Origin of the sequence: Dietzia psychralcaliphila (assembly GCF_003096095.1) — a bacterium.
In the GTDB taxonomy this organism is placed as follows: domain Bacteria; phylum Actinomycetota; class Actinomycetes; order Mycobacteriales; family Mycobacteriaceae; genus Dietzia; species Dietzia psychralcaliphila.
In genome coordinates this window covers 2538336-2564498 of the sequence record NZ_CP015453.1, presented here as the reverse complement: position 1 = coordinate 2564498, position 26163 = coordinate 2538336, and the positions used below count along the sequence as shown (strand labels likewise).

Here is a 26163-nt window from a genome sequence, read left to right as displayed (position 1 = left end):
TCAGGCGTTCCCGTTGAACAGGCTGGTCACCGAGCCGTTCTCGAAGACCTCGTGGATGGTCCGGGCCAGCAGCGGCGCGATGGACAGCACGGTGAGGTTGTCGAACCGCTTCTCCGGCGGGATCGGCAGGGTGTCGGTGGTGATGACCTCCTTGGCGCCGCACGTGGCCAGTCGCTCGGCGGCCGGGTCGGAGAAGATGCCGTGGGTGCAGGCGATGATCACGTCGCCGGCACCGGCGTCCTTGAGGACCTTGACGGCGCCGGCGATGGTGCCACCGGTGTCGATCATGTCGTCCATCAACACGCAGGTGCGTCCCTCGACGTCACCGACCACCCGGTTGGACTTGACCTGGTTGGGAACGTTGGGGTCGCGGGTCTTGTGGACGAAGGCCAGGGGGGCGCCGTCGAGGGCGTCGGCCCACTTCTCGCCCACCTTGACGCGGCCGGCGTCGGGGGAGACCACGCAGATGTTGTCCGTGCCGTAGTGCTCACGCACGTAGTCCGACAGCTGGCCCTGGGCGTGCATGTGGTCGACCGGGCCGTCGAAGAAGCCCTGGATCTGGTCGGTGTGCAGGTCCACCGTGATGATGCGGTCCGCGCCCGCGGTCTTGAGCAGGTCCGCGATCAGGCGGGCCGAGATGGGCTCGCGGCCGCGGTGCTTCTTGTCCTGGCGCGCGTACGGATAGAAGGGCAGGACGGCCGTGATGCGCTTGGCGCTGCCGCGCTTGAGCGCGTCGATCATGATGAGCTGTTCCATGATCCACTTGTTCACCGGCGCCGGGGCGCTCTGGAGCACGAACGCGTCGCAACCGCGGACGGACTGCTCGAAGCGAACGAAGATCTCGCCGTTGGCGAAGTCGCGTGCGGTCTGGGGGGTGACCTCGATCCCCAGCTCGGCGGCGACCTGCTCAGATAGCTCGGGGTGCGCGCGCCCCGCGAAAAACATCAGGTTCTTCTGGTTGTCGATCCACTCGCTCACTCGGTGAGTCCGTCCTTCTAGGAGTCGTTCCGGGTACGAAGGGCGGCCTCGGCCGAGCCGGAATCCGGCCGGTTCTCGATCACCCAGTCGTCGATGTTCCTCTGTCGTCCGCCGGACACCGCCAGGGCCCCGGGCGGGACGTCGTTCTTGATCACGGTACCCGCGCCCGAATAGGCCCCGTCTCCGACGGTCACCGGCGCGACGAACATGGTGTCCGAACCGGTGCGGCAGTGATCGCCGATCACTGTACGGTTCTTGTTCACCCCGTCGTAATTGACGAAGACGCTGGATGCCCCGATATTGGTGTGCTCGCCGATCGTCGCGTCGCCTACATAGGTCAGGTGCGGCACCTTGGTGTGCGCCCCGATCGTGGACTTCTTCACCTCCACGAACGTGCCGATCTTGCTGCGTTCGCCCAGTTCCGCCTGCGGGCGCAGGTAGGCGAACGGGCCGACCTCGGCCCCGGGCCCGACGCTGGCGCCGACGGCGTGGGTGCGCACGACGGTCGCGCCCTCGCCCACCGTGGTGTCCTGCAGGGTGGTGTCCGGCCCGACGGTCGCGCCGTCGCCGATCACCGTGGACCCGGTCAGGTGGGTCCCCGGCAGGACGGTCACGTCCCGGCCCATTCGGACGTCCACGTCCACCCAGGTGCTGCCGGGGTCGACGATCGTCGCGCCGCCGCGCATGGCCTTCTCGCACAGGCGACGGTTCATCTCGGCGGCCAGACCGGCGAGCTGGACGCGGTCGTTGACCCCGGCCACCAGATCGGGGTCCTCGATGCGGTGGCCGCGGATGAGCCCGTTGGACTGCCGGGCGAGCTGGATGACGTCGGTCAGGTAGAGCTCGCCCTGCGAGTTGTTGGTGCCCAGCTCGCCCAGCTTCTCCCGCAGGACACGGGCGTCGAAGGCGTAGATGCCGGAGTTGACCTCGTCGATCGCACGCTCGTCGTCCGAGGCGTCCTTGTGCTCGACGATCCGCAGCACCTCTCCGTCGTCGTTCCGCACGATCCGCCCGTACCCCGTGGGGTCGGGGGCCGTGGAGGTCAGGACGGTGACCGCCGCGCGCGGGCGCATGTCGTGGCGCGTGACCACCTCGCGGAGCGTGTCGGCGTCCAGCAGGGGGATGTCGGAGGTGGTGACGAGCACGGTGCCCACGAAGTCCGCGGGCAGCGCCGCCATACCGGCGGCCACGGCGTCGCCGGTGCCGTTCTGCTGTTCCTGCACAGCGGTGGTCACCGGGACACCCAGGTCGACGGCGAGGTCGGCGACCGCGGCACCGACCTGCTCACGCTGATGACCCACCACCACCACGATCGACTCCGGCCGGATCCCGGCCGCGGCGTGCAACGCGTGACCGAGCATGGTCCGCCCGCACACCCGGTGCAGCATCTTGGGGGTCGCGCTCTTCATCCGAGTGCCGGAACCGGCGGCCAGAACGATCACCGCGGTGTGCGCGCGGTCGGTGTCGGGTGTCGTCATCAAGTCTCCTATGGCGGCGTGGGTGCCGGTGTCAGGTACACGTCCGGCGAGCGGACCGTCCCCGAAAGGATAAGGGGTGGGTCTGACCGAGAGCACGTCCTTACGCGGTACCGGTGGAGGCCCGCCGGTACGGCCCCTACGGTGGGGCCCACCGAGAGGGCCGTCCATCGGAGAGGGGACACAGATGACCCACGACAAGACGGTGGCCGACCTCGTCGTCGAACGACTGGTGGCCTGGGACGTCGAACGGATCTACGGATACGCCGGGGACGGCAACAACCCGCTGCTCGGCGCGCTGCAGCGATCCGAGGTGGCCCCACGGTTCATGCGGGCGCGGCACGAGGAGTCGGCGGCGTTCATGGCGGTGGCCGACGCCAAGTACTCGGGCGGGGTCGGGGTGGTCAACTCCACGCAGGGGCCGGGCGCCGTGCACCTGCTCAACGGCCTGTACGACGCCAAGCTGGACAGCGTGCCCGTGGTGGCGCTGGTCGCGCAGCAGCACACGAGCGTGCTCGGGTCGGGCTACCAGCAGGAGATCGACCTGAGCAGCGTCTTCGGCGATGTCGCCGGGGCCTTCATGCAGACCGTCGCCGCGGCCGAGCAGATGCCCATGGTGATCGACCGGGCGTTCCGCACCGCCCTGACGCACCGGACCCCCGTCGTCGTGGTCATCCCCCACGACGTACAGAACGCCCCTGCCCCCGACCTGGGCCAGGAGCACGGGTTTCAGGAGCACGGGGTGGTGGTGACCGCCCCCGAGTGGACCCACGGGGTGGTGACACCGCGCGACAGCGACCTGGCGCGCGCCGTGGAGGTGCTGGACGCGGGGGAGCGCGTGGCGATCCTTGCCGGGCGCGGCATGGCCGGTGCGCAGCAGGAACTGATGGACCTGGCCGAGCGCCTGGACGCCGGTGTGACGATGAGTCTGCTGGGCAAACCGTACGTCGACGAGTCACACGCGCTGGTGGGCGGCACGATGGGCCATCTGGGGACCACGGCGAGCGCGCGGATCCTGCAGAACTGCGACACCCTCCTGATCGTGGGATCGAACGACCCCTGGACGGAGTTCTACCCGGTGCCCGGGCAGGCACGGGCCGTGCAGATCGACCTGGACCCGGCGCACCTGGCCAACCGCTACCCGGTCGAGGTGGGTCTGGTCTCCGACGCGGCGAACGCCCTGCGCGCGCTGACCGGGCGGGTGGCGCAACGCGACCGGTCCGCGTGGCGCGGGGACGTGGAGAAATGGGTCGGGCAGTGGCGGGACATCTCGCGCGAGCGCGCCGAGGTCCCGGCCCGGGGCCTCAACCCGGAGCTGGTGGCCCGCCGGCTCAGTCGGCACATGCCGCACGACTCCCGGCTCGCCGTGGACGTGGGTAGCTCGGTGTACCACTACGCCCGGCAGATGGACCTGCCCACCTCCGTCCGGGCACACCTGTCGTCGACGCTGGGATCGATGGGGTGCGGAATCCCGTACGCGATCGCCGCCAAGGCCACGGCTCCGACCACGCCCGTGGTGGTGCTGGCCGGCGATGGCGCCGTGCAGATGCTGGGGATCAACGAGTTGATCACCGTCTCCGAGGCGTGGCCCGGCTGGGCGGACCCCACGATGGTCGTGGTGGTGCTGTGCAACGGCGATCTGGCCGAGGTGAGCTGGGAACAACGGGAGACCGAGGCTGCCCCGCGGTTCGCGCCCTCGCAGGACGTCCCGGAGTTCGACATGGCCGGCTACGCCCGGCTGCTGGGGTTGCGCGGGGTGCGGGTGGAGGATCTCGAGCAGCTCGACGCGGCGCTGGAGGACGCGTTCTCGGCGGACCGACCCACGGTGATAGCGGCGGTCACCGACCCCGACATCCCGCTACTGCCGCCCTTCCCCCACGGCCGACAGCTGCTGGGCGCCATGCGCGAGGGACTGCGCGCCGAGGGCGACGCGGGCGGCCACGGGTTGGTACTGCTGGAGGAGTACGCCCGCATCGAGGAGGAGAGGTTCACATGACCGGAGCGAACGAGCCCGACCCGCAGTCCGCGACCCGACAGGGGGAGGAGGAAGAGGTCCGCCCCCCGCGCAACCGCCGCCAGCCCGTGCTCGCCGTCCTGGCGACAGTGGCGATCCTGCTGCTCGTCCTGGCGCTTGCGATCTCCGGCGGCATGGGCTGAGCCCGTACGCGATCGACGGTGGCTCCCCCGCCAGGACTCGAACCTGGAATATCTGAACCAAAATCAGAAGTGTTGCCGATTACACCACGGGGGAACGACCCTGTCCGGGTCGGTAATAGTCTGGCATACGACACGGGGCCCGTTGGTGCAGACCTGCTCGCACCGGTGAGGCCCCGTTCCGGTCCGGCGGGGAAGGGGCGTCCGGTGGGGAAGGGGCGGCGGTCGGGGGTGCGGGATCCGGACGTCTAGTCTCGGAGGGGACCGGCGAAAGGGTTGATGATGACGGGCGAGGGCATTCCGGCTCCGAGGACCAGAATGACGGCCGCCAAGCGACGGCAGCAGTTGATCGAGGTGGGCCGCCGGATCTTCGCCGAATACGGCTACGATTCCGCGACGGTCGAGGAGATCGCGGCCGTGGCGGGGGTCTCCAAACCTGTGGTCTACGAGCACTTCGGCGGCAAAGAGGGGCTCTACGCCGTGGTGTGCGACCGCGAGCTGGCGTATCTGGGTGCCGAGATCACCGAGTCCCTCCAGGGTGAGGGGTCGCGTCGGCGGATCGAGCGCGCGGCCATGGCGTTGCTGCGCTACGTCGAGGAACGCACCGACGGTTTCCGGATCCTGGTCCGCGAGTCATCGACGGCCGCCGGGGGGTCGTACTCGACCCTGCTCAACGACGCCACGGCGAGCGTGACGTACATCCTCGAAGAGGAGTTCGTGAACCGCGGCTTCGACCCCGTCACCGCGAGCGTGTACGCCCAGGCGCTGGTGGGAATGGTGTCCGGTACCGCCCAGTGGTGGCTGGACGTGCGCACCCCGCCCAAGGAGGAGGTGGCCGCGCACATCGTCAACCTGTGCTTCAACGGGCTCTCACACCTCGACCCGAGGCCGACCCTCGAGGCGGACGTGCGGGAGAAGTACACCGGCCCGAGCAGCCCGGAGGGCGCGTTGGTGGGCCGCGATATGCGTCCGGGGCCGGGTCGTCCGTAGCGTCCCCGGACCCGGACCCGTACCCGGACCCGGACCCGTACACCGACACGGTCCCGTACACCGACACGGACTGGGACACGGACGCGTCCTCGGGGCGCGGCCGGTGCCGCCGCCATCCCACGGCCGGCGCGGGATTCAGATCTCGGTCGGCGCCACGCTCATGCCACGGCCGGCGCGGGTAGTCGTTCGACATCGGCTCGCAGCCGGAACGCGACCGCGACCATGACGGCGCCCACGGCCAGCCCGAACCAGCCGGCGAAGGTCACGAACGTGTCGATGGACGAGGGGCCGTACAGCCCGAGGCCGAAGCCGAGTGCGATGAGCACCGCTCCCAGCACTCCCATGATCCACGAGTCTGAGATGGCCGGACGCAGAGTCTGGGCGCCGTAGGCCACGAGCGCCCCGGAGGCCACGAGCCAGGCGGCGAACAGCACCGTGAGTGCGGTCGCGGACAGCCCGGGCCAGAACAGCACGACCATGCCGAGCACGATGAAGCCGGCACCGGTGGCGATCAGACCGCCCCGCCCCCATTGGTCGCCCGGCAGGGTCAACCCGGTGGTGACGGTCATGGCGCCGTCACCGATCGCGAACGCGGCCACGAGGAACACGGCGAGCGTCATACCGGAAGCGGGAGCGGCGATCGCGGTGGCGCCCAGCGCCGCCGCCAGTCCACCGCGGATCAACTGCACCCACCAGTTGCGGGTGAGGGATTCGATCATTTCTTCCACCTTTCGGGCGCCGGCATCTCGCCGACGCGCGCTACTGTAGTGATCACTACAGTAAGTCTCGGGGGTGTGCCCGGGCAATGAGGCGCTGGACACAGGACCGGGGAGGTCGCATGGCAGAGCGTGAGAGGACCCAGGGCGCTGGGGAGACGACTGATCGGAGGACCCGCGCGAGGGGCCGCGAGTCCAGACGGAAGATCACCGAGGCCGCCGCGACAGTGGCGGGAGAGCGCGGCTACGAGGGGACGACCATCGCTCAGGTCAGCAAGGTCAGTGGGCTTCCCGCCAGTTCGATCTACTGGCATTTCGCCGACAAGGACGCGCTCCTGGCGGCGGTGGTGGAGGAGAGCATCGAACTGTGGCTGGGTCAGGTGACCCGGGGCGAAGGGGAGTCGCTCGAGGAGCGGGTGACCGAACTTTGCCTGGGGGTGGCCCGGACGTTCCGCGAGTCGCCGGATTTCCTGCGGCTGGTCCTGATGCTGGCGCTGGAACGGCGTCCCGTGGAACCGGTGGCCCGAGAGATCTACCTCCGGCTGCGGGGTGAGGCGATCGAACGGATCGCGGCGGAGCTCGAGAAGGTGCGGCCAGGGCTCGCGGGTGCGGACGCCCGGCTCCTGGCCACGTACGCACTGGGCGGGGGCGACGGGATCTTCCTCGCGTCGTTGACCGGCGACGCCGACGTGGCGGCGCTGTTCAGGCTTCACGCGGAGGCGATCGTCCACCTGGTGGAGCAGGCGGAGGCCGCGGGGTCCTGATCGGAGGGCGCGGCGAGACGAGCGATCGTGGGGTCAGCGGCGGAATACCTCGAGGAGGAAGCCCTCTTCGCGGTGGTGTGACAGCAGGGTGAGGTCCCGGCGCTCGGCGAGCGCGGCGTGGACGTCCTCCCCGGTGCAGGCGTGGTCGGACGATCGGCCCAGCCAGTGGCAGGCCACCACCGTCCCGCCGGGCTCGACCAGTGGCAGCAGATCGCTGAGGAGATCATCCAGCTCCGAGGCCGGCGTGTAGTAGAGGAACTCGGAGAGGACCAGGAGGTCGCAGGTGGCGTGCGGCCACGGGTCGAGCGCGTCGGCGGTACGGATATGCGCGTTGGTCAGGCCCGCGCGGGAGATCCGCAGGCGGGCCTGCTCGGTGGCCGCGTCGACCACGTCCACGGCATGGACCTCGTCGCAGCGCGCCGCCAGCATCCCGGTGAGCACGCCCACCGAGCACGCGGGCTCGAAGCACACCCGGTACCGCTGCTCGGGCAGCGACGCCACCAGGAGCCCGTAGCGGCGCAGCTCGTACCAGGCCGTCGCGAAGTCCCAGGGGTCCGGTGAGTCCGCGTACATCGACTCGAAGTAGTGGCCGGGAGTGCTCACCAGAACACCGTCTCCTCTCGTGTGACCAGCCGGTCGACGATCCAGTCGGGCAGGATCGCCTCGTCCCCGGGCAGTGCCGACAGCGGCGCGACCTGCGTGACGAACTCGGCCACCGCAGCCCGCTTGGCGGCGAGCTCGACATCGGTGAGCACCACCCGGCGGCGGCGTCCCCACGGCACCCGCGGGTCGCCGGGTGGGGCCCAGTGCCAGGTCCACACCGGGTACTCGACCAGCCGGGCCCCGGTGGCGGCGCAGGCGTCGGCGGCCGCCCGTCCGCTGGCCTCGTGATCGGGGTGGCCGTCCCCGCGCCACGTCGTGAGGACGAGCGTGTCGTGGCCAGGGTCGCCGACGGCCCCGACGAGTGCGTCGGTGAGGCGGGCCCGGTGCTCGCGGACGCGCCCGTCCGGCAGTCCCAGTCGGACGGGCTCGGGGAGCCCGAGCAGTGTGCACGCGCGCCGACTCTCCTCGACCCGCAGCTCGGCAAGCCGCTGCGGGGTGAGGGTGGGGGAGTCGGGGTGCGAGGCGTCGCCGTCGGTCACCGCCACCACGGTGACGTCCACGCCCGCGGCCGCGAACCTGGAGGCGGTGATGCCGACGCCGAGGATCTCGTCGTCGGGGTGGGGAGCGACGACGACGAGCCGTCGGCACCCGTCCGGGACGGTGAACTCCGGATCGGGAGCGCGCTCGGCCAGCCACCGGGCCCAGTCCGCGGCCGGGGTGCCGCGGTCGCCGGGTCCGATGCCTGCCCAGCTCGCTGGCTCGTTCATCTGCGCGTCACCCACGGGCCCAACCGCCGTAGGTGCGGGCGGTCCGGCCGAGGCCGACCAGATCGCGTTCGGCGTGGAACTGCCGGATGTACACGCTCGCGTCGAGGACGGCCTGTGCGTGGTGCGGGTCCATCGCGAGCGGGCCGGCACCCAGTGCCCGTCCGACCCGGCGGAGGGTGTCGTCGACCGCGGCCTCCACGATCGCCCGGACTCGGACGGCCCGGTGACGAGCGGCGACGAGATCGGCGCCGGTGACAGCGACCGGGTCGGAGGCATCGACCGGGTCGGAGGCATCGGCCGGGTCGGCGGCATCGGCCGGGTCGGCTGCTGAGGCGGTAGCCGGGTCCGATCCGGTGCCCGAGCCCGCGCCGTCGATCTCACGCGCGGCGGCGTCGAGCGCCCACACCGCCCCGCCGAGCGCCACGTCGACCGCGCCGAGGTGGGCCAGCGCGTGTTCGTCCGCGTCGGGCCTGCTCGAGCGGGCCAGGAGCGGCCGGGCCACGGCGATCCCGGCGCCCAGCCAGCAGGCCGCCACCCCGATACCCCCGTGCCAGAACCCGGGCCGGTCCAGGTATGAGCGCCGGTCGCCGACCGTGCGCGCCGGCACATCCCGGAACTCCACGGCGGTGGTGCCGGTCTCCGCCATCCCCGGGTGCGCCCAGCCGTCTGCCCGGGCTGACACACCGGGGTGACGCAGGTCCACTGCGAACAGGCGCGGCTCGTCGTCGTCGAGGGCCGTGACCAGGGCGTGCGTGCACACCGCCGCACCGGAGCACCAGGCCTTGACCCCGTCGAGCACCCACCCCTTGCCGCCGGCCACGGAGCGCCGGGCGGTGACCCGTGGCATCGGCGGCTCGGCGGCCCACACGCCCCAGAACTCGCCGGGCGCAACGCGGGTGCCCTCGATCTCGGCGAGGATCGCATCAGCGTCGGCGTGGGCCTCGACCAGGCGGCCCGCCGAGACGTCGTGGGCGCACATCTCGGTGAGCCCGGACCAGCGGGCGCGGGTGGCCCCGTGGCCGGGCAGTGGCAGGTCGGCGCTCCCCGCGCGGAGCCATTCGCGGGCGAGGTCGGCGCCGCGGGGGCGATCTGCCGTGCTCATGGGGTGACCTCGCTACGGGTGTCTTCCAGCTCCGTCAGAGCCAGGTGCCCCGCGAATCCACCGGGGGTGCGGGAGTGCCGACGGGCGGAGGTGGTCACGGGCGCCGCCGTGGACCAGGCGATCGCCAGACCGGCCTCCTCGGCGCGGTGCACCAGGCGCACGTCCTCGTGGACCGGCAATGGCTCGAAACCGCCCAGGGAGCGGTAGGCGCGGGCCGAGATGCCGATGTTGGCGCCGTGGATGTGCCGGTGGTCGGAACCGGCCTGGTAGCCCTCGAGGTAGCGCACCCGCGTGGCCGGGTCCCACCCGGACCAGTCGGTCACCTCGACCAGCCCGGCGACCACGTCGGCGCCGTCGAGCGCCCGGGCCAGCTGGTCGACCAGCCAGGTGCGGGGCACTCGGGAGTCGGCGTCGGTGGTGGCGTACCAGCGTTGTCCGACCTGCGGGGTCGAGGCGGGGCGGGGGAGGGAGTCGAACCCCACGGCCCGCGCGGCGCCGACGTTGCGCACGTCGGTCCGCACGATCCGGGCCCGGCCGAGTGCGACGTCCGCGGAGGAATCGGTGCAGGAATCGAGCACCACGGTCACGGTCACCGGCACCGGGGTGGCGTCGGCGCACTCCGCGAGAGAGTCCAGGCACCAGGGGAGCAGTTCCTGCTCGTCGTGGGCCGGGATCACCACATCGATTCCCACGAAGCGCATCGGGCTCCCTTCAGGTCGCGGGGCGGTGCCGGTGGGTGGGGCGGTGCCGGTGGGTGGGGCGGTGCCGGTGGGTGGGGCGCGCCGTGGGCCGGCCGACGGTCCCCGCTCGTCAGAGGTCACTCCCGTCCGAGGTGTCCCCCGTCAGAGGTTGCCGAAGAAGTCCGCCCAGTAGAAGTCCCAGAAGGCCCAGAGGATGACCGCGGCCAGGGCCAGGAACCACACGACCACCGGGACCAGGTGCCACCGCTGGAGCGCCCGGACCCAGCCGGCGCCGGTGAGCTTGGCCAGCACGTGCAGCAGGGTGTACCAGAACATCGGGATGGTGGCGGCCCACACGACCATGCACCACGGGCACAGCACCTGGATGGAGAAGATGGACTGGTAGGCCAGCCAGTGCACCATCCCGACGGCGAAGGTCAGTCCCAGCAGTGCACCCACCCAGTACCAGCGCGGGAAGCGCACGCCGGAGGCGGCGGCGACGCCGATCGCGATGAGGACGGCGTAGCCCACCAGCCCGATGAACGGGTTGGGGAAGCCGAAGACCGCGCCCTGCTCGGAGTTGATGACGCTCTTGCAGCTCATGAGGATGGAGAAGTTGCAGGCCGGCGTGTAGTCCGGGTTCTCCAGGAGCCGGATCTTGTCCAGGCTGAGCTGGAACGACGCCACCAGCGCGATGACCGAACCGAGGGTCAACAGCACGCCGATCCACCGGTCGCTGAACACCCGCGAACCGATGCCGGAGTGGGCGTCGGCGTCGGTGCTCGCGGCGGGGGCGATCGTCACCGGCTCGGCGGGGGCGCCCGCGGGGTCGACGTTCTCGGCGTCTGTGGTCTCGCGCATGCGGTAAGCGTACCGATGGCGGATCCGCCCCGGCCTGACCGTGCCGGTGGTGGCTATGGGAGACGGCCGCGGGGATGCTCGGCGTAGAACTCCAGGTGGGCCACTGCCGCGGCGTCCCAGGTGAGCGAGGCGGCCAGGGCCCTGCCGTCCCGGGCCCGCGCGGGATCGGCGACGAGTGCCGACTCCAGGCGCTCGGCGAGCTCCGGGATCGAGGCGGCGTACTCCACGGACGAGCCGAACACCTCCCTGAGGATCGGCAGTTCGCGCGCGACCACCGGCCGGCCCGCGGCGAGTGCCTCCATCGCCGCCAACCCGAAGCCCTCCTTGGTGGAGGGGAACGCGAAGACGTCGCACGCGGCGACCAGGCTCGGAAGGTCGTCCTCCGCGACAACGCCGAGGACGACGGGGTCGATCCCCAGCTCCGCGCACCGGCGGTCGAACCGTGCCCGGTAGTCGCGGTAGTCGAAGAGGGTCTCACCGCCGGCGAAGACCAGGGAAAGATCCGGACGGGTACGGCGCGTCAGCGCGAACGCCTCGAGGAGGTCGATGCTGCCCTTTCGCGGTTCGATCCCGCCCACCGCCAGCACGTACGGAAAGAGTTCACGGCGCCACCGCTCGCGGGCGGAGGCGGGCGCCGTGCCCGGTCCGGCGGCCTCGGCGAAGCGGGCGTGGTCCACGCCGTTGGGGATCACCGTGGGGGCCAGCCCCCATCCCTGCTGCACCTCGGAGGCGACGGCCCGGGAGACGCACACGTGGGCGTAGGGAGAGGCGATCGCCTTCTCGTGACAGTCCACCAGCACGGGGGTGGTGAAGTCGTCGAGATGGTGGATCGTGCGGATGCACCGGTCGACGGCGTTGGCGCTGATGCAGTCCTGGGCGTGGACGATGTCGAACCCGTCCGGATCAACGAAAGCCCGCAGCGTCTCGATCGACCTCACGATCCGGTCCGTGACGGACTCCCCGGCACGATCCGGGAAGGGCGCGAGACGGACCGTGACGGCGGGGTCGACCTCGCGAAAGAAGCCGGCGTCCGCGCCGCGGGCCAGTGAGTACACCGTCACGGCGGCTCCGGCCCGCGCGAGTGCCTCTGCCAGGTGCAGGGTGTGGACCACGCCCCCGCGCGGTCGGGTCGAGTAGGTGAGCAGGGCTATGCGCACGGTGGACCCCCTCTCGGTGCTGGTGACCGTGTCGGTTCCGTCGCGTAGGTCTCGGGCCGGCGCTCCCGGAGGTGGTCGAGGACTCTTCTCGAGCGCGCGAGCTCGGTGTCGATGTCGACCTCGGCCCTGGCGAGGCCGCCCTTGGACCGGGTGGCCGCGAGGACCTCGCCACCGGGCCCCACGACTTTGGCCTGGCCGAGGAACCGGAGGGACCCCATGACGCCGGTCTGGTTGGAGGCCACCACGAACACCTGGTTCTCGGCGGCTCGTGCGCAGTCGTAGAGATCGAACAGTCGGGACTGGCGGTCCGAGGGGAGCCGGGCGGCGCGGTCGGTCACACTGGCGGGCCAGGCCGACAGCGCGGCCACCACCTGGGCGCCGTCGAGGGCGAGTGACCGCGCCGACTCGGGGAAGGTCTTGTCGTAGTCGATGAGCATCCCCAGACGTCCGACCGGGGTGTCGAATGCGCGGAACGAGTCCCCCGCGCCGTAGTGGATCCCCTCGTCCACGGGTTGATGGACCTTCCTGTGGACCCCGAGGACTCCGTCGCCGCTGAGGCAGACCGCGGTGTTGTACCGCGTCCCGTCGACGGCCTCGGTGTACCCGATGCAGAGGGTCATGTCTCCCGCCGCGGCGGCGATGGCGGCCAGTTCCGGGCCGTCGGGATCGAGCGCCGGCGGGAGGGTCTCGGGGGAGGGGTCACGCAGGGCGCCGAGGTAGCCGCCGAGGGTCGCATGGGGGAAGACGAGGAGATCCACGCCGTCGCGGGCAGCGGCGTCGATGATGCCGACGGCCTTGTCGACGCATCGCGGGAGGTCCCTTCCGAAGTTCCCGGCCAGCGCCCCCAGGGTCACCGTGGGCATCAGGCGGGGCCGAACCCGGTGACGGTGCCGGCGACGGCGACGGTCACCTCGCCGTCGGGCCACCGCAGCCTCACCCCGGGCTCGGCGGTGAGGCGCCCGCACGCCGCGCTGACCGCCGGCCCCGCGGGTTCCGGGGCGGGGCCCCGGTCTGCGGTGAGCATGGCGTAGCCCGGGAAGCAGGTGAGCCAGGCGCCGACGCTCGCCCCCTGGGGGCGCGGAATCGCCGCGACGTCGAGTTGGGCACCGGTCCCGGAGGCCTCGGCCAGCATTCCCGCCGTGCCGACGATCCCCGCCATGCTCACGTCCTTGGCCGCGGCGGGGGCGATCTCCGCAACGTGTCCGGCCAGCAGGCGCAGCTCCTCGGAGGTCCGGCTGCTGGAGGAGTCCCACTGCCGCTCGTGGTAGCCCGGTCGCCAGGATCCGCCGAGGTCCGCGGTCAGTGACAGGGTATGGCCCACGCGGCCGCCCCCGGCGGGCACCGGCCGCGTGGTCCGCCCGAGCGCGGTCACCGACAGCGCCGACGGCACGCCGACCTGGGTGTGGCCCCCGAGAACGGGGACACCCCAGGCCGCGGCGGCCGCGGCCACGCCCCTGACGATCCTCTCGAGATGGGAGGTGGTCGGCGCGGCCACGGCGTCCAGCAAGCCCACCGGGTCGGCGCCCATGGCCGAGAGGTCGCCGATGTTCACCAGGACGGAGCACCAGCCTGCCCACTCGGGGTCACGCTCGACCATCGAGGGCAGGATGGCGTCGCACGCCGCGACGAGATCGGTGCCCGGAACCGGCGCCCCGTCGTCACCGCGGAACCCGGTCGCACCGAGGCCCCCGGACTGCCCGGCGAACGGGGACAGGAGTCCGGACAGCAGGGACTTGGTGGAGTCCGCCAGGCGTTGGATCCGGTCGACCGGCCACCGCATCCGGCGGTGGGCGCGACCGGCGACGACCGGCCCCGCCCCGGTGTCGACCCACCCCAGGGAGGTGAACAGCGGCGAGTAGCGGTCCTGGACGGTGGCGTCGAAACGCAGCACACCCCGGGCCTCCACGTGCGCGCAGGCGGAGCGGATCAGGGCCGGGCCGATGCCGCCGGAGTGGGCCGTGTCGGCCACGACGAGTCGGCTGCCGGACCACCACCCGATGTCCGGCTGCGCGCACGGGGCGATCCGGACACCGCCGAGAACGGTGCCGTCGGGGGCGACGGAGACGAGCACCACCGTGCGGGTGTCGTCGTCCACGTCGTCGAGGTCGCTGCCCGGGAACAGTCCCTGGCGGAGCACGAACTCCTCGTGCCGGAGCCGGTGGTAGGCGGCGACGGTACGTGGATCCTCGGCGATCCGCACCACCGGGCCCGGCTCTGCGCGGCGCCCGCCGGCGAGGAGGGACGCGGCGGCTGAGCCCAGGACGGACTCCGCCCCCAGGACTGACTCCGCCGTGCGGGTCCGGCCCGGAAGGGCGGGACCGGTGAGATCGCGGATGTCGAGCATCGACTCAGCCCCCGACCGACTGCAGCACGCTGCACGCCCCGCACGCCGCGCAGCCGGCGCGCTGGTCGGCCCCGGCCATCCCGATGCGCTCCAGGTGCGCGCCCACCTCGCGGCTGATGTACTCCACGCGCCGCTGTTCCGGGGCGGGGGCCCCGTCGACGTCGACGGCCAGCGTCCCCGACTGGGGGCGGTACGGGACGATGAACGGGTAGACCCCCGACTCGGCCAGCTCCCTGGCCCCGGCGATCATCTCGTCGGGGTCCTCGCCGAGGCCCACGAGCAGGTAGGTCGAGACCTGGTTGCGCCCGAACACGCGGACCGCCTCGTCCCACGCGGCCCGGTACTCCGCGAGGGGCACCGTCGACTTGCCGGGCATCCACCGTCGGCGGGCGTCCTCGTCGAGCGACTCGACGTGGATGCCGATCGCGTCGGCACCGGCGTCGCGCAGATCGGTGAGGACCGCCAGGTCGGCCGGCGGTTCGCACTGGACCTGGATCGGCAGTTCGGGGACCGCCTTCTTGACGGCACGCACGCAGCGGGCCAGGTGGGCGGCTCCGCGGTCGGGGCCCGCCGAGGTCCCGGTGGTCATGACCATCTGGGTGATCCCGTCGAGGTCCACGGCGGCGCGGGCGACCTCGGCCAGCTGCTCCGGCTGCTTGACCGGAACGGTCGTGCCGGCGCGCAGCGACTCCTCGATCGAACAGAACCGGCAGCGCTCGTCGCGACGGTAGCGGATGCAGGTCTGCACCACCGTCGTGGCCAGGACGCCCCGGCCGTGGAGCCGCGCGATCTTCTCGTAGGGCACCCCGTCGGAGGTCTGGCGGTCGTAGAACCGGGGCCGGCCGATCGCGGAGATCTCCAGGCCGGTGTCGACGCCGTCGCGCAGGACCCGGTCGCCGTCGAAGACGAAGGGGCTGTCGGCGTTGCGGGGGATCGCCGCGTCGCGACCGGAGACGACCAGGTGGCCGTCGTCGCTGGGGCCCGCGCCCCCGCTGCGGTGCAGCGGAGGGGTGCCCCGGATGCCGAGCAGTGCGAGGTCGACCCGGGTCGAGGTGGACGCCCCGGTGGTGGAGGTGGTCATGATGCCCGTTCCTCTCGAGCGGTGTGACGGCGGGCGATGATGCCCTCGGCGAGGTACCTGGCGTCGCGGTCGATGCCGAGGAACCGGCCGGAGCCCCAGGTGTGCATCCAGGGCAGGCCCACGAACGACAGGCCGGGGACCTCCGTCACGCCGCGGGTCTGCATGGGGTGGCCGGCGCCGTCGAACGCGCTCGCCTCGATCCAGCGGTAGTCGGGCCGGTAGCCGATCGCCCAGATGATCGTGGTGATCCCCTCCGCCGCGAGGTCGAGTGACGTCGGGTCGGCCCCGGGCGCCCATACCGGTTCGTACCTCGAGGCCGGAGGGGCGTCGATCCCGTGCGCTGCGATGTGCCGGTCGATGTCGGCGCAGATCGAGTTGTACACCCGGTCTGCGGAGTCCAACGCCTCGGTGAGTGAGGGGTCGAACCGCAGTTCCGTGCCCTCTCCGGCGGTCAGTGTCCCGTACAGCCGCATGCCCTCGGCCGCGAAGCGCCGCAGGTCCACATCCCGGCCGCCGTCGCGGCCGGTGACGTAGTGGTTGGTCTTCTCCTGCGCGGCCTTGCCTCCGGGGTACTGCTGCGCGGGGGTGTCGTACAGGCCCATGTCCGCGAGCCACGTCATGCAGTCCCTGCCCCGGTAGAACCGCGCGACCCGCGGGGCGTTGCCCACGGCCAGGTGGACCCGGCGCCCGGCCAGGTGCAGGTCCTCGGCGATCTGCGCGCCGGACTGCCCCGACCCCACCACCAGGACGGCGCCCTCGGCCAGCTGGTCGGGGTTGCGGTACTGCTCGGAGTGGAGCTGCGCAACGCGCGGATCGAGGAACTGGGCGTAGGACGGCATCACGGGGATCGGGTAACCGCCGGTGGCGATGACCACCTCGTCGGCCGTGACGGTCCGCTCGCCGACCGGGCCGGCGAGAGTCACCTCGAAACCCGTCCCGGTCCGTCGCAACCGGGTGGCCGCCGTGTGCTCGGCGAGCGGCGGGTCGAAGGTGTCGAGCCACCCGTGCAGCCACTCGACCACCTGGTCGCGGGTCATGAAGCCGTCGGGGTCGGGGCCTTCGTAGTGGTAGCCGGGCAGTTGGCAGTGCCAGTTCGGCGTGACGAGCGTGAACGAATCCCACCGGGTGTCGGACCAGGCGTGGACGGCGGTCTGCTTCTCCACCACGAGGTGGTCGACGCCCGCGCGGCCGAGGTGGTGGCTCACCGACAACCCGGCCTGCCCACCGCCGATGACGAGCACCGGGACGTGGGTGCTGGGGGAGACCTGCGTGGTGCTCATGGGTTCTCCTGGGGGTCCGGGGCGGGGGAGGCCTGCGCGGGGGGTGGGGACGCGGAGGGCTGGGACGCAGAGGGCTGGGACGCAGAGGGCTGGGACGCAGAGGGCAGCGGGGGGTGCATGGAGACGACCTCGACGAGGGCGGCCCCGGGGTGGGCCCGGCTCGCCGAGTCCACCTGCGCGGCCGTGTCGGCGGCGGAGCTGCACAGGAACCCGTATCGGGCGCGGACCCGCTCGCCGGCCTCGGTGAGCGCGTCGGTGGCCCGGCGGTGGAACTCGGTGACGCTGAGCCGCTCGCCCACGGTCAGGTGGTCGTGGATCACCAGGCTGGGGGAGTAGTAGTCCCGAACCGTCCCGTCGGGCCACCGGACGGCGAAGCTCATCTCAGGCACTGGCGAGAGTCCTCTCGTCGGCCGGATCGCTGACCTCGACCAGCGACCCGTACACGTCGGGGCGTCGGTCGCGCAGGTGGAACATCCCGGCGCGCATGGCCGCGAATGTCCCCGCCACGTCGACCTCGGCCACGGCCAGGCCCTCGTCGAGGGTGGTGGTGGCCAGGACGTTCCCGCCGGGGTCGACGATCTTGGCGTTGCCGACATACCGCAGGGACCCGAACGTCCCCGCCTGGTTGGAGGCGACCCAGAACACCTGGTTGTCCAGCGCCCGGGCGGAGTCGAAGAGGTTGAACCGGTAGGTCCAGCGGTCCTCCTGGAGGTTGGCCGCGGTCGCGGTCCGCGCCGCCGGCCACGCGGACAGGGAGGCGATGATCTCGGCCCCCTGCAGGGCCATGACGCGCGCGGCCTCCGGGAAGGCCTTGTCGTAACAGATCTGCAGGCCCACCCGCCCGACCGGGGTGTCGAACACCCGGTAGTCGCCGCCCGACGCGTAGGACATGTTCTCCCCGAGGGGCTGGTGCACCTTGCGGTAGGTGCCGTAGACGCGGTGCCCGTCGAGGACCGCGGCGGCGTTGTAGCGGCTCACCCCGTCGTCGTCGAGCTCACAGAACCCGATGGCCACCACCAGGTCACCGACGATCTCCTGCACGCGCGCGATCTCGGGGCCGTCGAGCCTGATCGCGGGGGGCAGTGAGCCGGCGGTGGACACGGTGTCCCCATGATTGCCCAGGCTGGAGAGGTAACCTCCGATGGCCGCCTCGGGAAAGACCAGGAAGTCCACGCCGCTCTCGCGGGCGAGCTCCGCGTAGCGGGCGATGGTCCGGTAGTTCTCCTCGAGGTCGCGGGTGAAGTTGGCCGCGACCGATCCGATGGTGGTCATGGCGTCAGACCATGTAGGTGGAGTTGATGATCGCGCCCTTACGGGCGTAGTGGATCAGGGCGTCCTGGACGTCCAGCGGATGCGCGGGGATCACGCCCTCGATCAGGTCCTCCTCGCGACCGCCGTGAAGTCCGAGCCCGAAGCGGCAGCAGAACACGGTCCCGCCCTCGGAGATGAACGACTCGAGGGACTCGTTGATGTTCTGCTCGCCGGGGAAGCCGGAGTCCCCGGTGGTCGGGAAGCCACGAGTGGCCAGGCAGTTGATCGCGCCGGGCCCGTAGAAGTAGATGGCCGACTCGAATCCCTTCCGCAGGGCGCGGGTGGCCTGCAGGACCGCGACGAAGGAGACGGAGGACTCGTGCGCGATGCCGTGCACGAGCGTGAAGTACGACTCGCCCTCCTCGGCCTTGTAGTCCGGGAAGATCTTGGTGCCGCCGTAGATGTTCGTGCCCTTGGGCAGCGACGGGTGGGGGATCTCCGTGAGTGACGTGGCGATGTTCTCGGTGATGGTGGCGTCGAACTCGGGCACTGTGGACTCCTCGGGGGAAGGGGTCACCGGAGGGGTTCCGATGACATGGCAGCGAGTACACGCCCGCGGCGTTACCGCTGCGTGTCGGTCCGTTACCGGGTGGTTGCGATTGGAAAAATGCGAACGGCGCCGCCGTAACACGCCATCCGGCGTCACCGCCCTGATCGGCCCTGGGTCGGCTCAGGGTCGGTCCCGGGGCGGCGCTGGGGAGGCCCAGGACCTGCCCCGCCCGGCCCTGTGAGTCGCGCCCGCGCTCCGCCGCCGGATGCGGATTACACTGGTGCTTTCCGTGCGGCCACATCCGCCGCGCTCACCCCACCCGGAGGACCCACACGCGTGACCACCACTGTCAGCAGCCCCACCACCGCAGCCCTGTCCGGCCTGGCCGGTGCGGTTGCAGCGAACCCGGCGCTGGCCGATCTGCGGGCGGGCCTGGACCGGGACGCGGCGGTGGTCCGGTCGGCGGAGTCGCTGCGACCGTTCCTGGTGTCGACCCTGGCCGAGCACGCGCCGCTGCTGGTGGTCACGGCCACCGAGCGCGAGTGTGAGGAGCTGGCCGACGAGCTTGCGGGACTGTTCGACGGCCCAGGCCTGCCACACGGCGCCGTGGCGCAGTTCCCCAGTTGGGAGACGTTGCCGCACGAGCGTCTGTCGCCGGCCTCCGACACGATCGGCCGCCGTCTGCAGGTCCTGAACTCGGTGATGGCGGGACAGGCCCCGAGGATCGTGGTGGCGGCGGCGCGTTCGGTGGTGCAGCCCATCTCCCCGGGGGCGGCCCGCCGGGAGCCGATCCGGCTGACCCGCGGCGCCGAGCTCGACCCGTCCGATCTCCTGGCCACCCTGACCGAGTTCGCCTACAGCCGCGAGGACATGGTGGCCCGTCGTGGTGACGTGGCGGTGCGCGGCGGCATCGTTGACGTGTTCCCCACCACGGCCGACCATCCGCTGCGCGTGGAGTTCGACGGCGACCAGATCGCCGAGATCCGCGAGTTCTCCGTGGCCGACCAGCGCTCACTACCCGAGGGCGAGGTCGGGTCGGCCGTGCTGTTCCCGTGCCGGGAGCTGCTGCTCGACGACGAGGTCCGCGAGCGCGCGCAGCGTCTGGCCCGGGTACACCGCGAGAACCCGACCCTCGCGGAGCTGCTGGACTCGCTGGCCGAGGGCATCCCCCGCGACGGCATGGAGGCACTGACCTCGGTGCTGGTCCCGGAGGAGATGGCCACGCTGCCCATGCTCATGCCGGCCGGGACCCGCGTGGTGGTGTGCGACCCGGACAAGGTCCGCCGCCGCGCCGCCGACCTGGCCCAGGCGGGGCGAGAGTTCCTCGAGGCCTCGTGGACCGCGGCGACGATGGGCGGCGACGCCCCCGTGGACAGCGAGACCCTGGACCTGTCGGGCTCGGGCTACCGCACCTTCTCCACCGTCCGCGAGGAGGCCACCACCGCCGGCGTGCCCTGGTGGCAGCTGGTCCCTCCGGGATTCTTGACGGACCCCGAGGACGGCCTGGTGGTGGACGCCCCCGCCGGCGACCCGCCCGCCCCGCGTGGCAAGGACTCGGAGATGCAGGCCATGTTCTCCCGGTTGCGCACGCTCATGTCCTCCGGCGGCCGGGCCGCGGTGGTGGTCCCGGGCCACGGCACCGTCGACCGCGTCCTGGAACGCCTGTCCGAGGCGGAGGTCCCGGCCACGGCCGCACCGGCGGGATCCGAGCCCGCCGCCGGTGTGGTGTCGGTGTACGAGGCGATCCTGCACGGTGGGTTCGCGCTGGCCTCGGACTCCGGGGAGCAGGCGGACCACCTCGTCGTCGTCTCCGAGACCGACCTCACCGGCAACCGACTGGGCGCCACCGCGCGCCCCAAGGCGCGCCACGCCAAGCGCCGCAACCAGGTGGACCCGCTGGCCCTCAAGGCCGGCGACTGGGTGGTGCACGACCAGCACGGCATCGGCCGCTTCGTGGAGATGGTCGAGCGGCAGGTCCGCGGCGGGGACGGGTCGAGTCGCCGCGAGTACGTGGTGATCGAGTACGCGGCCGGCAAGCGCGGTGGCGCCGCCGACCGCCTGTTCGTGCCGATGGAATCCCTCGGGCAGCTCAGCCGCTACGTCGGCGGCGAGGCCCCGACGCTCAGCAAGATGGGCGGCGCCGACTGGCAGAACACCAAGCGTAAGGCGCGCAAGGCGGTCCGCGAGATCGCCACCGAGCTGGTGCAGCTCTACGCCAAGCGCCAATCCGCGCCGGGCCGTGCCTTCGGACCCGACACCCCGTGGCAGCGGGAGATGGAGGACGCGTTCCCGTTCACCGAGACCGTCGATCAGCTGACGGCGATCGAGGAGGTCAAGGGGGACATGGAGAAGACCGCCCCCATGGACCGCGTGGTGGTGGGCGACGTGGGCTACGGCAAGACCGAGGTGGCCGTGCGGGCGGCGTTCAAGGCCGTGCAGGACGGCACCCAGGTGGCCGTGCTGGTGCCCACCACTTTGCTCGCGCAGCAGCACCAGGCGACCTTCGTCGAGCGGATGACCGGGTTCCCTGTGACAGTGAAGGGGCTCAGCCGGTTCACCTCCGACGCCGAGGCGAAGGAGGTTCTCAAGGGGCTGGCAGACGGGACCGTGGACGTGGTGATCGGCACCCACCGGTTGCTGGCCACCGCGGTGCACTGGAAGAACCTCGGCCTGGTGGTGGTGGACGAGGAGCAGCGCTTCGGCGTGGAGCACAAGGAGCACATCACCTCGCTCCGCACCCACGTGGACGTGTTGACCATGTCCGCCACGCCCATCCCGCGCACGCTGGAGATGTCGCTGGCCGGCATCCGCGAGATGAGTCAGATCCTCACCCCGCCCGAGGAGCGGCTGCCCGTGCTGACCTACGTGGGCGCGCACTCGGACAAGCACGTCGCGGCCGCCATCCGCCGCGAGCTGCTGCGCGAGGGCCAGGTGTTCTACGTGCACAACCGGGTGCGGACCATCGACGCCACCGCCGCGAGGATCCGCGACCTGGTACCCGAGGCGCGCGTGGTGGTGGCCCACGGGCAGATGGGGGAGGAGCAACTCGAGCAGACCGTCGGCGGATTCTGGAACCGCGACTACGACGTGCTGGTGTGCACGACCATTGTCGAGACCGGCCTGGACATCTCCAACGCCAACACCCTGATCGTGGACCGCTCCGACCAGCTGGGCCTGTCCCAGATGCACCAGCTGCGCGGACGCGTGGGCCGTTCCCGCGAGCGCGGCTACGCCTACTTCCTCTACGACCCCGAGAAGCCGCTCACCGAGACCGCCTACGACCGGCTGGCCACCATCGCCCAGAACAACGACCTGGGCGCCGGCATGGCCGTGGCCATGAAGGACCTCGAGCTGCGCGGGGCCGGCAACGTGCTGGGTGCCGAGCAGTCCGGGCACATCGCCGGCGTCGGCTTTGACCTCTACATCCGTCTGGTGGGCGAGGCCGTGGAGGCGTACCGCGCGATCGCCGACGGCGAGACCGTAGAGGTCGAGGAGGAACAGGGCGAGATCCGGATCGAGCTGCCCGTCGACGCCTACATTCCGGTCGAGTACGTCGACGGCGACCGGCTGCGGCTCGAGGCCTACCGCAAGCTGTCGCAGGCGCGGGCGCCCGAGGACATCGACGCGGTGGTCGAGGAACTGGTGGACCGCTACGGACCGATGCCGGTCGAGGCCCGGCGGGTGGTGTCCGTGTCGCGGCTGCGGCTGGTGTGCCAGAAGTACAAGGTCCGCGAGGTCGTGCTGGCCGGCTCGCGCCTGCGCGTGGGCCCGCTCGATCTGTTGGACTCCCAGCAGATCCGCCTCAAGCGCATGTACCCGGCCGCGCAGTACCGGGCAACGCAGAAGACCGTGCTGCTCCCGCTGCCCAAGGCCGCCGGCGCGCGCGCCGGTGCGGGCTCCGAGAAGGCGCGCGACGACGAGATGCTGCAGTACGCCGCCGACTTCCTCACCGCAATGGCCGGGGATCCGCAGGGCACGCACCCGGTGATCCAGCCGGAGATGGTCTCGGCGTGACGAGGGACGTGGGATGAGGCGGGCGGCATGAGCGCGGGCCCCGACCCGGACCCCCGTCGACCCGACCCGGACCCCCGTCGGCCCGAGCCCGACCCCCGTCGAGAAGAGCGTTCCGCACAAGTCCACTCGGCCGATGTGTCCGAAACGCTCTTCTCGACGGGAGCGGGGGACCGGCTGGGCGGCGACCGGCTCGCCGAGGCCGTCGAGGTGATGGCCCGCATCCGGCGAGACGGTGACTGGGAGTCCGCCCAGACTCACGCCTCGCTGCTGCCGTACCTGCTGGAGGAGTCGTGGGAGCTGGTCGACGCCGTGGCCGACGGCGACCGCGACGAGCTGGTCTCCGAGCTCGGCGACCTGCTACTGCAGGTGCTGTTCCACGCCGCGATCGGCGCGGAGCGGGCCGAGGGGTCGTTCGACATCCAGGATGTTGCCGCCGCACTGTTGGACAAGCTGCGTCGGCGCGCGCCGTACTGGTTCACCCCGGACGGCTCAGCCGGAGTTGGTTCAGCTCACCTCGATGCAGCCGAGCAGGACCGCCTGTGGCAGGTGGCCAAGGCCGCCGAACGCGCCGGTCGCCCGCCGCGCGGGGTGGTCGACGGCATCCCGTGGGACATGCCGGCCCTCGCCCTGGGGCAGAAGGTGCTGGCCCGCGCCAGCTCGGCGGGAGTCCCCGACGAGCTGGTTCCCGCGGAGATGAGGGTGGTCCGTGTGGACCCGGTGGGCCTGTTCCGCGAGCATGCCGCCGGCGGCCGGGATGATGGGTCTGGCCGCGAGGACTGCTCCGGCGGTGAGAACGACTCTGGCCGCGAGGACAGCCCTGGCGGTGGGGATGCCTCGGGCCGCGAGAACGGCTCTGGCCGCGAGGACGGGACCGGTTCCGGGTCCGCCGAAGTGGCGTACCGGCAGGTGGTCCGGAGCTTTGCCCGCGATCTCCGCGAGGCCGAGTCGCGGCTTCCCGTCCCCGCCACCGACGCCACCGCGGCCGACTGGCGCGCGGCCTGGCCCAGCTGACCGCTGGCCCGCCTGCCCGGCCTGGCCCAGCTGACCGCTGGCCCGCCTGCCCGGCCTGGCCCAGCTGACCGCTGGCCCGACTGGCGCGCGGCCTGGCCCAGCTGACCGCTGGCCCGCTTGCCCCCGCGTCGCCCCGCCGCCTGGTCCGCCGAACCCACCGGGCCCTGTCTCAAAGGTGCCTCTCAGCCGTTTGGGGCTTCCCTCCAGCGAAAGCCTGGTCACCCACCAGAAGAGCGTGCATATCGGCCCAGCTGATTGGCCATCCGCACAACGTCGGCCCCGCATCGATCCTTCGTTAAGGCGGTGCATTCACTAGGCTCAGCGTGTTCACATGACAAAAGAAGAGGGAAAGGGGCAGATTTGCTGGGCTCTACAGCGTTGAGTGCAACGGCCGTGGTTCTACTTCTGGTGTTGTTCTACGGCGGCACCATGTTCATGTCATCGCGGATCGCGAAGAGGAAAGAGAACGCCGACAGCTTCATGACCGCCGGCCACAAGATCGGGTTCGGGATCTCGGCGGCGTCGATGACCGCCACCTGGATCTGGGCGTCCTCCATGTACGCCTCGGTCAACTCCGGATACCTCTACGGTATTTCGGGGCCGATCCACTACGGTTTCTGGGGAGCCCTGATGATCCTGTTCATCTATCCCTTCGGTAAACGCATCCGCAAGGTCGCCCCGCAGGCGCACACCCTGGCCGAGGTCATGTTCGCCCGCCACGGTAGGTCCTCCCAGTTCATGCTGGCCGGATCCAACATCCTGGGTTCCGTCATCTCGTTGACGTCGAACTTCATCGCCGGCGGCGCGCTGATCTCCATGCTCAGCCCGTTCAGCTTCATCCAGGGCGTGATCGTGATCGCCGCGGGAGTCCTGCTCTACACCCTGTGGTCCGGTTTCCGCGCCTCGGTGCTCACCGACTTCGCGCAGGTGCTGGCCATGCTCGGCGCGGTGATCATCATCGTGCCGTCGATGTTCTTCTTCCTCGGCGGAGTCGAGCTGTTCACCACCGGCGCCCAGAACCTGACCCCGCAGCAGCAGTCATTCTTCTCGTCGGATGCCTTCCTCAACCAGGGTGCTCCGTACATCGCGGCCGTCCTCGCCTACGCGATCGGCAACCAGACCATCGCGCAGCGTCTGTTCGCGGTCCGGGAGGACCTGATCAGGCCGACCTTCATCACGGCGACCATCGGATACGGCGCCACGATCATCGGCATCGGCATGGTCGGCGTGCTCGCCCTCTACGCCGGAATCGATCCCGTCGACGGCGACCCGAACAACGTGCTTCCCCAGGTGGCGGCCGAGTACCTGCCCGGTGTCCTGGTGGCGGTGTTCTTCATCATGATCATCGGTTCGCTCTCCTCGACCGCGGACTCGGACCTGTCCGCCATGTCGTCGATCGCGATGAGCGACCTGTACGGCCAGGGCATGCGCGGCCGCGGCAAGGTGCCCAACCCCCGCGTGATGCTCATCGTCGGCCGCATCACCATGGTCCTGGCCACGGTGGCCGCGTTGTTCTTCGCCAACATCCGGTTCAACATCCTCGACCTGTTGGTGTTCGTTGGCGCACTGTGGGGAGCGTTGGTCTTCCCGGTGATCGCGAGCTTCTACTGGAAGAAGGTCACCAACAGCGCCTTCACCGTCTCCGTCCTGGTTGCCCTGGCGGTCTTCCTGCCCACCCGATTCGGGCTGATCCCGGACTCCGGTGTGCTGGCATACGCCGTCGAGGCGCTCGCCGTGGTGGGCGTGGGCGTGGTCCTGGGCCTGATGGTCTTCGGCTTCCTGGGCCTCAGGCCGGCGCTCGTCGTGGCCGTGATCGCGGCACTCGGCAGCGCGCCGTTCATCCTCGGCTTCCTGCGTGACTACGACACGCTCACGGCCTCGCTCGTCGCGTACGCGGTCAGCACGATCGTCTGCGTGGCCATGTCGTACCGCAGTTCGATGGACTACGACTTCGACCAGATCGCGCTGGCCACCGCCGACTACGACACCGACGAGGTGGCGCAGGAGCTCGCCGACGCTGACGCCCAGAACAAGGCCGAGAACAACAACGATGACGACGACGACGTCGTCCGCGTCTAGGAGAGGAACCGCACATGACACCGATACTTCTGACGATCTATGTGCTCGTCTGGCCCGTGATCGTGGCCGGCGTCCTCGCCGTCCTGGTGGGCGCCTTCATCAAGGAGGCCGCCGAGGCCAAGCGTGATGGCGTGCCGATCATCTAGAACTGCCCCCGCCGAGCAGAAGGCCCGGCGGCGGGAGAAGCTCGACATCGGCCCCGGCCGGCTGCTTTACGCGGTCGGCCGGGGCCGCTGCCGTTCAGCGGGAGCAGGCTCAACCGTGGCCCATAACCGTGGCCCATAGCCGAGACCGCTCAACCGGCGC

General features: G+C 71.2%; 24 protein-coding genes and 1 tRNA gene. 8 read left to right on the top strand and 17 right to left on the bottom strand.

What is annotated here, in order from left to right:
* Both A6048_RS11720 and glmU read right to left on the bottom strand, forming a co-directional pair.
* Positions 1–978, bottom strand: coding sequence for a ribose-phosphate diphosphokinase (locus A6048_RS11720; RefSeq protein WP_107746515.1), 978 nt, complete (start codon positions 976–978; stop codon positions 1–3).
* A 17-nt stretch (positions 979–995) separates the two neighbouring features.
* A complete protein-coding gene (gene glmU, locus A6048_RS11715; protein ID WP_107746516.1) occupies positions 996–2456 on the bottom strand; it encodes a bifunctional UDP-N-acetylglucosamine diphosphorylase/glucosamine-1-phosphate N-acetyltransferase GlmU in 1461 nt (486 codons plus the stop codon).
* A 184-nt stretch (positions 2457–2640) separates the two neighbouring features.
* Here glmU and A6048_RS11710 point away from each other — a divergent pair, with 184 nt between their 5' ends.
* Both A6048_RS11710 and A6048_RS18290 read left to right on the top strand, forming a co-directional pair.
* Positions 2641–4449, top strand: a complete 1809-nt coding sequence (locus A6048_RS11710) for a thiamine pyrophosphate-requiring protein (RefSeq protein ID WP_107746517.1) — start codon at positions 2641–2643, stop codon at positions 4447–4449.
* Positions 4446–4610, top strand: coding sequence for a hypothetical protein (locus A6048_RS18290; protein WP_159110298.1), 165 nt, complete (start codon positions 4446–4448; stop codon positions 4608–4610). Before A6048_RS11710 ends, A6048_RS18290 begins: the two co-directional genes overlap by 4 nt.
* A gap of 19 nt (positions 4611–4629) precedes the next feature.
* Here the strand turns inward: A6048_RS18290 and A6048_RS11705 are convergent.
* Positions 4630–4704 (bottom strand) — tRNA-Gln (locus tag A6048_RS11705).
* 221 nt (positions 4705–4925) lie between these two features.
* Here A6048_RS11705 and A6048_RS11700 point away from each other — a divergent pair.
* Positions 4926–5597, top strand: coding sequence for a TetR/AcrR family transcriptional regulator (locus A6048_RS11700; protein WP_107746518.1), 672 nt, complete (start codon positions 4926–4928; stop codon positions 5595–5597).
* A 158-nt stretch (positions 5598–5755) separates the two neighbouring features.
* On the opposite strand, the gene A6048_RS11695 is transcribed toward A6048_RS11700, so the two are convergent.
* Positions 5756–6316 carry an HdeD family acid-resistance protein gene (locus tag A6048_RS11695; protein ID WP_107746519.1) on the bottom strand — a complete coding sequence of 187 codons (561 nt, stop codon included), beginning with the start codon at positions 6314–6316 and terminating at the stop codon, positions 5756–5758.
* 119 nt (positions 6317–6435) lie between these two features.
* Here A6048_RS11695 and A6048_RS11690 point away from each other — a divergent pair, with 119 nt between their 5' ends.
* Positions 6436–7077 carry a TetR/AcrR family transcriptional regulator gene (locus tag A6048_RS11690; RefSeq protein ID WP_107746520.1) on the top strand — a complete coding sequence of 214 codons (642 nt, stop codon included), beginning with the start codon at positions 6436–6438 and terminating at the stop codon, positions 7075–7077.
* A 33-nt stretch (positions 7078–7110) separates the two neighbouring features.
* Here the strand turns inward: A6048_RS11690 and A6048_RS11685 are convergent, their stop codons facing one another.
* The 13 genes from A6048_RS11685 to A6048_RS11625 form a co-directional block, all read right to left on the bottom strand.
* Positions 7111–7680, bottom strand: coding sequence for an SAM-dependent methyltransferase (locus A6048_RS11685; RefSeq protein ID WP_107746521.1), 570 nt, complete (start codon positions 7678–7680; stop codon positions 7111–7113).
* Positions 7677–8447, bottom strand: coding sequence for a PIG-L deacetylase family protein (locus A6048_RS11680; RefSeq protein WP_107746675.1), 771 nt, complete (start codon positions 8445–8447; stop codon positions 7677–7679). The genes A6048_RS11685 and A6048_RS11680 overlap by 4 nt, the downstream gene beginning before the upstream one ends.
* 7 nt (positions 8448–8454) lie before the next feature.
* Entirely contained in the window at positions 8455–9549 is a 1095-nt protein-coding gene (locus A6048_RS11675) for an acyl-CoA dehydrogenase family protein (protein ID WP_107746522.1), read from the bottom strand.
* Positions 9546–10250, bottom strand: coding sequence for a glycosyltransferase family 2 protein (locus A6048_RS11670; RefSeq protein WP_107746523.1), 705 nt, complete (start codon positions 10248–10250; stop codon positions 9546–9548). The genes A6048_RS11675 and A6048_RS11670 overlap by 4 nt, the downstream gene beginning before the upstream one ends.
* 141 nt (positions 10251–10391) lie before the next feature.
* On the bottom strand, positions 10392–11090 hold the full coding sequence (locus tag A6048_RS11665; RefSeq protein ID WP_107746524.1) for a vitamin K epoxide reductase family protein: 699 nt from the start codon (positions 11088–11090) through the stop codon (positions 10392–10394).
* Positions 11091–11143: 53 nt separating this feature from the next.
* Positions 11144–12247, bottom strand: a complete 1104-nt coding sequence (locus tag A6048_RS11660; RefSeq protein ID WP_107746525.1) for an MSMEG_0565 family glycosyltransferase — start codon at positions 12245–12247, stop codon at positions 11144–11146.
* Positions 12238–13110, bottom strand: coding sequence for a carbon-nitrogen hydrolase family protein (locus tag A6048_RS11655; RefSeq protein WP_107746526.1), 873 nt, complete (start codon positions 13108–13110; stop codon positions 12238–12240). Before A6048_RS11655 ends, A6048_RS11660 begins: the two co-directional genes overlap by 10 nt.
* Positions 13110–14591, bottom strand: coding sequence for an MSMEG_0567/sll0787 family protein (locus A6048_RS11650; protein ID WP_107746527.1), 1482 nt, complete (start codon positions 14589–14591; stop codon positions 13110–13112). The genes A6048_RS11655 and A6048_RS11650 overlap by 1 nt, the downstream gene beginning before the upstream one ends.
* Before the next feature lie 4 nt (positions 14592–14595).
* Positions 14596–15672: an MSMEG_0568 family radical SAM protein gene (locus tag A6048_RS11645; protein ID WP_107746528.1), complete on the bottom strand. Its 1077-nt coding sequence runs from the start codon at positions 15670–15672 to the stop codon at positions 14596–14598.
* Positions 15669–16952 carry an MSMEG_0569 family flavin-dependent oxidoreductase gene (locus A6048_RS11640; RefSeq protein WP_107746529.1) on the bottom strand — a complete coding sequence of 428 codons (1284 nt, stop codon included), beginning with the start codon at positions 16950–16952 and terminating at the stop codon, positions 15669–15671. The genes A6048_RS11645 and A6048_RS11640 overlap by 4 nt, the downstream gene beginning before the upstream one ends.
* Positions 16949–17332 carry an MSMEG_0570 family nitrogen starvation response protein gene (locus tag A6048_RS11635; protein ID WP_244911070.1) on the bottom strand — a complete coding sequence of 128 codons (384 nt, stop codon included), beginning with the start codon at positions 17330–17332 and terminating at the stop codon, positions 16949–16951. Before A6048_RS11635 ends, A6048_RS11640 begins: the two co-directional genes overlap by 4 nt.
* Position 17333: 1 nt before the next feature.
* Positions 17334–18224: a carbon-nitrogen hydrolase family protein gene (locus tag A6048_RS11630; RefSeq protein ID WP_107746530.1), complete on the bottom strand. Its 891-nt coding sequence runs from the start codon at positions 18222–18224 to the stop codon at positions 17334–17336.
* 4 nt (positions 18225–18228) lie between these two features.
* Entirely contained in the window at positions 18229–18753 is a 525-nt protein-coding gene (locus tag A6048_RS11625; RefSeq protein ID WP_107746531.1) for an MSMEG_0572/Sll0783 family nitrogen starvation response protein, read from the bottom strand.
* Positions 18754–19089: 336 nt separating this feature from the next.
* Here A6048_RS11625 and mfd point away from each other — a divergent pair, with 336 nt between their 5' ends.
* The 4 genes from mfd to A6048_RS18510 all read left to right on the top strand — a co-directional run bounded on the left by mfd (position 19090) and on the right by A6048_RS18510 (position 26003).
* Positions 19090–22767, top strand: a complete 3678-nt coding sequence (mfd, locus tag A6048_RS11620) for a transcription-repair coupling factor (RefSeq protein WP_107746532.1) — start codon at positions 19090–19092, stop codon at positions 22765–22767.
* Positions 22768–22902: 135 nt separating this feature from the next.
* On the top strand, positions 22903–23778 hold the full coding sequence (locus A6048_RS11615) for a MazG nucleotide pyrophosphohydrolase domain-containing protein (RefSeq protein WP_235027374.1): 876 nt from the start codon (positions 22903–22905) through the stop codon (positions 23776–23778).
* Positions 23779–24207: 429 nt separating this feature from the next.
* Positions 24208–25857 carry a sodium:solute symporter family protein gene (locus tag A6048_RS11610; protein WP_412523670.1) on the top strand — a complete coding sequence of 550 codons (1650 nt, stop codon included), beginning with the start codon at positions 24208–24210 and terminating at the stop codon, positions 25855–25857.
* Positions 25858–25871: 14 nt separating this feature from the next.
* Positions 25872–26003 (top strand): putative transporter small subunit, encoded by a 132-nt coding sequence (locus A6048_RS18510; RefSeq protein ID WP_211310049.1) that lies wholly within the window; start codon positions 25872–25874, stop codon positions 26001–26003.
* Positions 26004–26163 lie beyond the last annotated feature (160 nt).

What these genes read in the sequence shown, in the direction of transcription:
- glmU (WP_107746516.1), bottom strand. Translation starts at nt 2,456, where the DNA reads ATGACGACACCCGACACCGACCGCGCGCACACCGCGGTGATCGTTCTG.
- A6048_RS11710 (WP_107746517.1), top strand. Translation starts at nt 2,641, where the DNA reads ATGACCCACGACAAGACGGTGGCCGACCTCGTCGTCGAACGACTGGTG.
- A6048_RS18290 (WP_159110298.1), top strand. Translation starts at nt 4,446, where the DNA reads ATGACCGGAGCGAACGAGCCCGACCCGCAGTCCGCGACCCGACAGGGG.
- A6048_RS11700 (WP_107746518.1), top strand. Translation starts at nt 4,926, where the DNA reads ATGACGGCCGCCAAGCGACGGCAGCAGTTGATCGAGGTGGGCCGCCGG.
- A6048_RS11695 (WP_107746519.1), bottom strand. Translation starts at nt 6,316, where the DNA reads ATGATCGAATCCCTCACCCGCAACTGGTGGGTGCAGTTGATCCGCGGT.
- A6048_RS11690 (WP_107746520.1), top strand. Translation starts at nt 6,436, where the DNA reads ATGGCAGAGCGTGAGAGGACCCAGGGCGCTGGGGAGACGACTGATCGG.
- A6048_RS11680 (WP_107746675.1), bottom strand. Translation starts at nt 8,447, where the DNA reads ATGAACGAGCCAGCGAGCTGGGCAGGCATCGGACCCGGCGACCGCGGC.
- A6048_RS11675 (WP_107746522.1), bottom strand. Translation starts at nt 9,549, where the DNA reads ATGAGCACGGCAGATCGCCCCCGCGGCGCCGACCTCGCCCGCGAATGG.
- A6048_RS11670 (WP_107746523.1), bottom strand. Translation starts at nt 10,250, where the DNA reads ATGCGCTTCGTGGGAATCGATGTGGTGATCCCGGCCCACGACGAGCAG.
- A6048_RS11665 (WP_107746524.1), bottom strand. Translation starts at nt 11,090, where the DNA reads ATGCGCGAGACCACAGACGCCGAGAACGTCGACCCCGCGGGCGCCCCC.
- A6048_RS11655 (WP_107746526.1), bottom strand. Translation starts at nt 13,110, where the DNA reads ATGCCCACGGTGACCCTGGGGGCGCTGGCCGGGAACTTCGGAAGGGAC.
- A6048_RS11650 (WP_107746527.1), bottom strand. Translation starts at nt 14,591, where the DNA reads ATGCTCGACATCCGCGATCTCACCGGTCCCGCCCTTCCGGGCCGGACC.
- A6048_RS11645 (WP_107746528.1), bottom strand. Translation starts at nt 15,672, where the DNA reads ATGACCACCTCCACCACCGGGGCGTCCACCTCGACCCGGGTCGACCTC.
- A6048_RS11640 (WP_107746529.1), bottom strand. Translation starts at nt 16,952, where the DNA reads ATGAGCACCACGCAGGTCTCCCCCAGCACCCACGTCCCGGTGCTCGTC.
- A6048_RS11635 (WP_244911070.1), bottom strand. Translation starts at nt 17,332, where the DNA reads ATGAGCTTCGCCGTCCGGTGGCCCGACGGGACGGTTCGGGACTACTAC.
- A6048_RS11630 (WP_107746530.1), bottom strand. Translation starts at nt 18,224, where the DNA reads ATGACCACCATCGGATCGGTCGCGGCCAACTTCACCCGCGACCTCGAG.
- A6048_RS11610 (WP_412523670.1), top strand. Translation starts at nt 24,208, where the DNA reads ATGTTCATGTCATCGCGGATCGCGAAGAGGAAAGAGAACGCCGACAGC.
- A6048_RS18510 (WP_211310049.1), top strand. Translation starts at nt 25,872, where the DNA reads ATGACACCGATACTTCTGACGATCTATGTGCTCGTCTGGCCCGTGATC.